The organism is Streptomyces sp. NPDC058459 (genome assembly GCF_042721685.1).
In the GTDB taxonomy this organism is placed as follows: Bacteria; Actinomycetota; Actinomycetes; order Streptomycetales; family Streptomycetaceae; genus Streptomyces.
This window is the reverse complement of record NZ_JBHXLV010000274.1, coordinates 1-7255: the sequence shown is the minus strand read 5'-3', so window position 1 is coordinate 7255 and position 7255 is coordinate 1. Positions and strand designations below refer to the sequence as shown.

Annotated in this window: 8 protein-coding genes; 1 reads left to right on the top strand and 7 read right to left on the bottom strand. The window is 71.0% G+C overall.

Features of this window, described 5'->3' with window-relative positions; all coding sequences use genetic code 11:
* Positions 1–13: 13 nt before the first annotated feature.
* The 7 genes from ACFWN1_RS30370 to ruvC all read right to left on the bottom strand — a co-directional run bounded on the left by ACFWN1_RS30370 (position 14) and on the right by ruvC (position 6580).
* Positions 14–553, bottom strand: coding sequence for an adenine phosphoribosyltransferase (locus ACFWN1_RS30370; protein WP_384368999.1), 540 nt, complete (start codon positions 551–553; stop codon positions 14–16).
* Complete coding sequence (gene secF, locus ACFWN1_RS30365) at positions 550–1659, bottom strand: protein translocase subunit SecF (RefSeq protein ID WP_384368996.1); 1110 nt, start codon at positions 1657–1659, stop codon at positions 550–552. The genes ACFWN1_RS30370 and secF overlap by 4 nt, the downstream gene beginning before the upstream one ends.
* Before the next feature lie 3 nt (positions 1660–1662).
* A complete protein-coding gene (secD, locus tag ACFWN1_RS30360) occupies positions 1663–3441 on the bottom strand; it encodes a protein translocase subunit SecD (RefSeq protein WP_384368993.1) in 1779 nt (592 codons plus the stop codon).
* A gap of 144 nt (positions 3442–3585) precedes the next feature.
* Positions 3586–4176, bottom strand: a complete 591-nt coding sequence (yajC, locus tag ACFWN1_RS30355; RefSeq protein WP_384368989.1) for a preprotein translocase subunit YajC — start codon at positions 4174–4176, stop codon at positions 3586–3588.
* 163 nt (positions 4177–4339) lie between these two features.
* Complete coding sequence (gene ruvB / locus ACFWN1_RS30350) at positions 4340–5410, bottom strand: Holliday junction branch migration DNA helicase RuvB (RefSeq protein ID WP_384368986.1); 1071 nt, start codon at positions 5408–5410, stop codon at positions 4340–4342.
* Between the two features lie 28 nt (positions 5411–5438).
* Entirely contained in the window at positions 5439–6044 is a 606-nt protein-coding gene (gene ruvA / locus ACFWN1_RS30345; RefSeq protein ID WP_384368983.1) for a Holliday junction branch migration protein RuvA, read from the bottom strand.
* Complete coding sequence (gene ruvC / locus ACFWN1_RS30340; protein ID WP_384368980.1) at positions 6041–6580, bottom strand: crossover junction endodeoxyribonuclease RuvC; 540 nt, start codon at positions 6578–6580, stop codon at positions 6041–6043. The genes ruvA and ruvC overlap by 4 nt, the downstream gene beginning before the upstream one ends.
* A 330-nt stretch (positions 6581–6910) precedes the next feature.
* Here ruvC and ACFWN1_RS30335 point away from each other — a divergent pair, with 330 nt between their 5' ends.
* Positions 6911–7222, top strand: a complete 312-nt coding sequence (locus tag ACFWN1_RS30335) for a hypothetical protein (protein WP_384368977.1) — start codon at positions 6911–6913, stop codon at positions 7220–7222.
* Positions 7223–7255 lie beyond the last annotated feature (33 nt).

Here is a 7255-nt window from a genome sequence, read left to right as displayed (position 1 = left end):
GCCGTCGGCTGCGTCAGACCTGGAGCAGCGCCTCCAGGGGCGCGCCGTCTAGAGCGGGCTCCAGGCGGGCGCGGCCGTGGAGGAAGCCCAGCTCCATGAGGACGGCGACGCCGCAGACCCGCGCGCCGGCCCGCTCGATCAGCTTGACCGCGGCCTCGGCGGTGCCGCCGGTGGCGAGCACGTCGTCGACGACGAAGACGCGGTCACCGGCGGCCAGGTCCTCGGCGTGCACCTCGATCTCGGCCGAGCCGTACTCCAGGTCGTACGCCTGGCGCAGGGTGGCTCCGGGGAGCTTGCCGGCCTTGCGCACGGGGATGAAGCCGAGGCCCGCGCGGACGGCCACCGGCGCGCCCAGGATGAAGCCCCGCGCCTCCAGACCGACGATCTTGGTCGCCCCGCTGGCGGCGGCCAGCTCGGCCAGCGTGTCGGTGAGGGCCGTGAACGCTGCGGGGTCGGCCAGGAGCGGGGTGATGTCCTTGAACATCACGCCCGGCTCCGGGTAGTCGGCCACGTCGCGGATACGGCTGAGCAGCAGCTCCTGGACGGAGGTCATCGGCGCTTTCCAGAGGGTCGACCGCGGCCCCGGTTGCGGGGGGCGGACTGATCACGCGGGCCCACCACGGCGGGCGACGCGTCGTCGGACGGTTCTCCGGCGGCGGACCGGGGCTCCCCCTCGGCCTCTCCGGCGTCGGCCTGGGCGCGCTTGGCCAGGACCCGCTTCCTGAGGGCCCTCATCGCCGGCTCGCGCTCCTTGAGGTCGGCGACGAGCGGCGTGGCGATGAAGATCGAGGAGTACGCGCCGGCCGCGAGGCCGACGAACAGCGACAGGGAGATGTCGTTGAGGGTGCCCGCTCCGAGGAAACCGCCGCCGATGAACAGCAGGCCCGCCACCGGGAGGAGGGCGACCACCGTGGTGTTGATGGAGCGGACCAGGGTGCTGTTGATCGAGTGGTTGGCGATGTCGCTGAAGGTGAAACGGGTCTGCTTGGTGATGCCCTTGGTCTGCTCCTTGAGGCTGTCGAAGACGACGACCGTGTCGTAGAGCGAGTAGCCGAGGATGGTGAGCAGACCGATCACCGTGCCGGGCGTGACCTCGAAGCCGACGAGGGCGTAGATGCCGACGGTGATGGTGATGTCGTGGATCAGCGCGACGAGGGCCGCGATGGCCATGCGCCACTCGAAGGCGATCGCCAGGTAGATCACCACGAGCACCATGAAGATCGCCAGGCCCTGCCATGCCTTGTTGGCGATCTGCTCGCCCCAGCTCGGGCCGACCAGGTCGGCGTTGAGGCGCTCGGGGTCGATCTTGAGGTTCTTGGCGAGGGTCTGCTTGATCTCGTCGGACTTGCCGGTGTCGAGGCCGGCGATCTGGACGCGCAGGCTGCCGTTGCCGAGTTTCTGCACGACCGCGTCGTGGCCCGAGGCGTCGCGGGCGTAGCCCTCGACCTCGGCGACCGAGGCGCTCATGCTGGTCGGAGTGGTGAAGACGGCGCCGCCCTGGAAGTCGATGCCCATGTTCAGGCCGCGCACCGCCAGGCCGAGGATGGCCGTGATGGTGATCAGGATGGAGACGCCGTACCAGATCTTGCGCTTGCCGATGAAGTCGTAGCTGACCTCACCGCGGTGCAGCCGCGCGCCGAGGCTACCGAGTTTCGACATCGCTCACGCCCCCTTGGGGTCGACGGGGCCCGCGGAGGGACCGGAGGGACGGCGGGTGCGGCGCAGCGGGGCCTTGGCACCCAGGCTCTGCGGGTCGAGCCCGGACCACTTGTGGCCGTCCGCGAAGAACTTGCGGCGGGCCAGCAGGGTCATGAGCGGCTTGGTGAAGAGGAAGACCACCACGACGTCGAGAACGGTGGTCAGGCCGAGCGTGAACGCGAAGCCCTGGACCTTGCCGACGGTGACGATGAACAGCACCGCGGCGGCGAGGAAGGACACGAAGTCCGAGACCAGGATGGTGCGCCGGGCGCGCGGCCAGGCCCGCTCGACGGCGGGGCGCAGCGAACGGCCCTCACGGATCTCGTCCCGGATGCGTTCGAAGTACACGATGAAGGAGTCGGCCGTGATGCCGATCGCCACGATGGCGCCGCAGACCGCCGGCAGGTTCAGCGCGAAGTGGATCGCCGGACCGAGCAGGGTCATGATCACGTAGGTGAGGATCGCGGAGACCAGCAGGGAGGCCATGGCCACCAGCGACAGGCCGCGGTAGTAGGCCACCAGGTAGATCACGACCAGCACGAGGCCGATGGCGCCCGCGAGCAGACCCGCCCTGAGCTGTTCCCCGCCGAGCGCGGCGGTGACCGTGGTGACGGTCTCCTTCTGGAAGGAGAGCGGGAGGGCGCCGTAGGACAGCATGTTGGCGAGGCTCTGGGCCTCCTCCTGCTGGAAGCTGCCGGAGATCTCCGCCTGGCCGCCGGTGATGGCCTGCTGCACGAACGGGCTGGAGACCACGTCGCCGTCGAGGACGATGCCGAACTCGTTCTGCGGCTGCTGGTTCTTGGCCAGCGCGCCGGTGACGTCGGCGAACTTCTTGGCGCCGGAGGAGGTGAAGTCCATCTGCACCTGCCAGCCGGAGGCGCCCTGGGTGTCGAAGATCGCGCGGGCCGACTTCACCTCGGTGCCGTCCACGGCGGCGGGGCCGAGGACGTACTTGTACCAGACCTTGTTGATCTCACCGCAGGCCACGGTGGGCTCACCGGGCTTGCCGGCCTTGCCGACCTTGGCGCGCTCCGCGGGCTTGCGGCAGTCCAGGGCCGCGTACTGGGCCTGGAGCTTCGCGGCGTCCGCGTTGGCGCTCGGCGCCGGCGAGGGGGCCGCCGGGGCGCCGGAGGGCTTGGCGCTCGGGGAGCCGGTGGGCGACGGGGTGGCGTCGGCCTTCAGCGCTTCGCTGACGGCGCGGCCCTGTGAGGTGGCCGAGGCGTTCGGCGAGGGGCTGCCGGAGGGCGCGGACGCCTTCTGGTCACCGGAGGGGCTGGCGGCCGGGCTCGGCGAGCCACTGGCGCCGGAGGAGGTGCTCGGCGACGGCTCCGGGGCCCCGCCGCTGGGCTCGCTGGCCAGGACCGGGCGGAAGTACAGCTTGGCGGTGGTGCCGACCTGCTGCACGGCCTCCTTGGAGTTGGTGCCCTTGGGAATGTTGACGATGATGTGGTCGTCGCCCTGGGTCTGCACCTCGGTCTCGGAGACACCCAGACCATTGACACGGCGGTTCATGATGTCGACCGCGGTGTCCATGTTGGCCTTGTTGATCGCCGACCCCTGGTCGGCCTTCGCCCTGAGCGTGATGCTCGTACCACCGGCGAGATCGATGCCGAGACGCGGGGTGGTGTGCCCGGCGGCGAACATGCCTCCGGTGAGCGCCACGATGGCGATCAGGATGAGGACCAGCGAGCGCCCTGGCTTGCTCTGGGCACTCGTGCCCCGGCCCTTCTTAGGTGCTGCCACCTTCTCGTACTCCCTCTCGGGCCGCCCGGTGCGCCGTAGGCGCCGGTGGCCATGACATGGTGTCGGGATTCCGTGCGGGAAACAGAGGCGTCCGGGGCGTGCCGCGCGCCCGGCGAAAGGCGCCGGGACGCTCCGGAGGCATGACTACTTCGCGTCGGTGTCGCCGTCGGTCTTCTTGGGCGTCTCGGCCTGCTCGGCCTTGTTCACGACGGTTTCGTCCTTGGCCTCCGCCGTGACCTCGGGCTTGCCGGCCGCCTCGACGGTCCCCGCCTGGTCGGCGGCGGCCTTGTCCTCGGCGGTCTTGGCGGCCTCGGTGGGCTCGATGGCCCCGGTGGGCTCCAGGGGCGTGGCGGCGGCGTCCTTCTTGCCGAAGTCGACGGCCTTGTGCTCGGCGTCGGCGGCGGAGGAGGCGTCGTCCGGGACGATCTCGGAGTCCGACTTCAGGTCGTGCTCGATGCCGTGGATGATGCGGTTGTACTCCTCGTCGGAGAGGACGGCGCCGATCGCGTTCTTCGCGAAGATCAGCTCGACGCCCGGCCCGGCGTCGAGGAGGACGGTGTCCTCCGTGACCTCCTTGACCGTCGCGTACATCCCCCCGATCGTGCGGACGCCCGAACCGGGCTGCATCTCGTTCCGCATGCTGGCGGCCTGCTGCTGCTTCTTCTTGGCCGAACGCGTCATCACGAACATGAGCGCGATGAGCACGATGAAGGGGAGAAGGGTATAGACATTCACGAGACGGAATTTCCTTCGCGCGACCGCGCGGTGAGCGGGCCTGTTGGAGGGGCTGGTCGGCGTCGCCCGCGAGGGCGGCATCGGCGGAGTCTAAGCGAGTGCGTGCGCAGGGAACAACGCTCAGCATGGCACCTGGGTTCCTCCTGAGGCCAATGCGCCGGTCTCACGCCCCGAACAGGTCCTGTTGTCCGTTTCCCGCCGGCCGTCCCTGCGGCGGGGTGAGACCCAGGTGAACCCAGGCCGCCGGGGTGGCGACCCGCCCGCGGGGGGTACGGGCGAGCAGGCCCTCGCGCACCAGGAACGGTTCGGCGACCTCCTCCACCGTCTCCCGCTCCTCCCCCACCGCGACGGCAAGCGTGGACAGGCCCACCGGACCGCCGCCGAACAGTTTCAGCAGCGCCTCCAGCACACCCCGGTCGAGCCGGTCGAGGCCGCGCGCGTCCACCTCGTAGACGGCGAGGGCGGCGGCGGCGATGTCCCGGGTGATCAGGCCGTCCGCCTTGACCTGGGCGTAGTCCCGCACCCGGCGCAGCAGCCGGTTGGCGATGCGGGGGGTGCCACGGGAGCGGCCGGCGATCTCGGCGGCGCCGGCCGTGTCGATCTCCACTTCGAGCAGGTTCGCCGAGCGGTGCACGACCCGCTCCAGCTCGTGCGGCTCGTAGAACTCCATGTGCGCGGTGAAGCCGAAACGGTCGCGCAAGGGGGCTGGCAGCAGGCCCGCGCGGGTGGTGGCGCCGACCAGGGTGAACGGGGGCAGCTCCAGCGGGATGGCGGTGGCGCCGGGGCCCTTGCCCACGATGACGTCGACCCGGAAGTCCTCCATCGCCATGTACAGCATCTCCTCGGCGGGCCGGGACATGCGGTGGATCTCGTCCAGGAAGAGGACCTCGCCCTCCTGGAGGGAGGACAGGATCGCGGCGAGGTCGCCGGCGTGCTGGATGGCGGGGCCGGAGGTGATGCGGATGGGGGCGCCCATCTCGGCGGCGATGATCATCGACAGGGTGGTCTTGCCGAGGCCGGGGGCGCCGGAGAGCAGCACGTGGTCGGCGGTGGCGCCACGCGCGCGGGCGGCGCGCAGTACGAGGTCGAGCTGTTCGCGGACCTTCTCCTGGCCGATGAACTCGCCGAGGTCCTTGGGGCGCAGGGCGGCTTCGACGGCCTGGTCCTCCCGGTCGGCGGCGGTGTCCACCAGCCGTTCCGCGTCGGCGCCGTCCGTCGTGTCGTCCCAGTTCACTTCAGGTGCTCCTAGCGATGGCGCGCGGTCAGCGGGCGCGGTTCAGGGTCTGGAGGGCGGCCTTGAGGAGCTGGCCGACCTGGGGGGTGCCGCCCGCCGCCTCGGCCTGGGGGGTCACGGCGGTGACGGCCTCGTCGGCCTCGCGGGTGGCGTAGCCCAGGCCGATGAGGGCAGCGTGCAGCTGGTCGCGCCAGCCCTGGCTGACCGGGGCGCCGACGGCGGGGGCGCCGACGGGCGCGCCGAGCCGGTCCTTCAGCTCCAGCAGCAGCTTCTGCGCGCCCTTCTTGCCGATGCCGGGCACGGCGGTGAGGGCCCTCTCGTCGGCGGTGGCGACGGCGCGGCGCAGCGTGTCCGGGCGGTGCGTGGCCAGCATCGCCTGAGCCAGGCGGGGACCGACGCCGCTGGCGGTCTGGAGCAGTTCGAAGACCTGGCGTTCGTCGTCGTCGGTGAATCCGTACAGGGTGAGGGAGTCCTCGCGCACGACGAGGGAGGTGTGCAGCCGGGCCTGCCGGCCGACGCGGAGCCGCGCCAGGGTGTCGGGCGTGCACTGCACAGCCATGCCGACCCCGCCGACCTCGACGACCGCCGAGTCGGGGGCGAGGGCGGCGACGGTGCCGCTGACGAAGGCGATCATGCCGTTCGGCCTTTCGTTGCGTGGGCGGTGTGCCGGTCGACCGCTTGCTGGAGCCGGTTCTGCGCGGGGGCGCGCCAGATGTGGCAGATGGCGAGGGCGAGGGCGTCGGCCGCGTCGGCGGGCCTGGGGGGCGCGCTGAGCCGGAGCAGCCGGGTGACCATGGCGCCGACCTGGGCCTTGTCCGCGCGGCCGGTGCCGGTGACGGCGGCCTTGACCTCGCTGGGGGTGTGCAGGGCGACCGGGATGCCGCGCCGGGCCGCGCACAGCATCGCGACGGCGCTGGCCTGGGCGGTGCCCATGACGGTGCTGACGTTGTGCTGGCTGAAGACCCGCTCGACGGCGACGCACTCGGGCCGGTGCTCGTCGAGCCAGTCCTCGATGCCCCTCTCGACGGCGACGAGACGCTCGCTCAGGTCGGCGGTCGCCGGCGTACGGAGCACACCGACGCCGAGCATCGTCAGCGGCCGTCCGGCCACGCCCTCGACGACCCCGACACCGCACCGGGTCAGCCCCGGGTCCACACCGAGTACGCGCATCTGGATACCTTCGCTCCTTCCCTCTGCCCGCACCCTGGGCGACTCGCCCGCACGACCTGGTCCGTGCCTGTCGCGCCAGGCTATCCGGCGGCGCCGACAACGCGTCATCAGCCCCGGAACGATCAAAGGGCGAGCAAAGAAAACGGTTCTGGCCGTCCAGGAAAATCCCGATGATTCGTCAGGAGTGCGGCACGCGGCGGCCACAAGTCGATTGCCGCGCACATTTGATCGCTATAGCTTCACCCACTGTCGGCCGGCTGACCACCGTCCGTGACAGGCCGTAGCCGCAGTCAGCACCACGTCGCTCGACACACAGAAACCGGGGAAATCATGCGCTCCATAACGAAGGCCGCCGTCGCCACATCCGTCCTGCTGGCGGGCCTCGGCGTCGCGACGCCCGCGCAGGCGGCGCAGACGTCGGCCGACTCCCAGCACAGCGGCCGCAGCGGCTGCTTCAACTGGTCCTACGGCGACGGCATCTCGACCACCACCGTGTATTACCACAACATCTGTGACCACACCGCCACCATCGACATCTGGTGGAAGGACGGTCAGTTCGAGGATCTGCGTACGGACAGCGTGAAGGCCGACGGCAAGGGCCACCTGAAGCACACCGGTTCGGTCAAGCGCATCGACGGCTGATCCCGCCCGGGACACGGAACGGCCCGCCGGACC

What these genes read in the sequence shown, in the direction of transcription:
- ruvA (WP_384368983.1), bottom strand. Translation starts at nt 6,044, where the DNA reads ATGATCGCCTTCGTCAGCGGCACCGTCGCCGCCCTCGCCCCCGACTCG.
- ACFWN1_RS30370 (WP_384368999.1), bottom strand. Translation starts at nt 553, where the DNA reads ATGACCTCCGTCCAGGAGCTGCTGCTCAGCCGTATCCGCGACGTGGCC.
- ruvC (WP_384368980.1), bottom strand. Translation starts at nt 6,580, where the DNA reads ATGCGCGTACTCGGTGTGGACCCGGGGCTGACCCGGTGCGGTGTCGGG.
- secF (WP_384368996.1), bottom strand. Translation starts at nt 1,659, where the DNA reads ATGTCGAAACTCGGTAGCCTCGGCGCGCGGCTGCACCGCGGTGAGGTC.
- ACFWN1_RS30335 (WP_384368977.1), top strand. Translation starts at nt 6,911, where the DNA reads ATGCGCTCCATAACGAAGGCCGCCGTCGCCACATCCGTCCTGCTGGCG.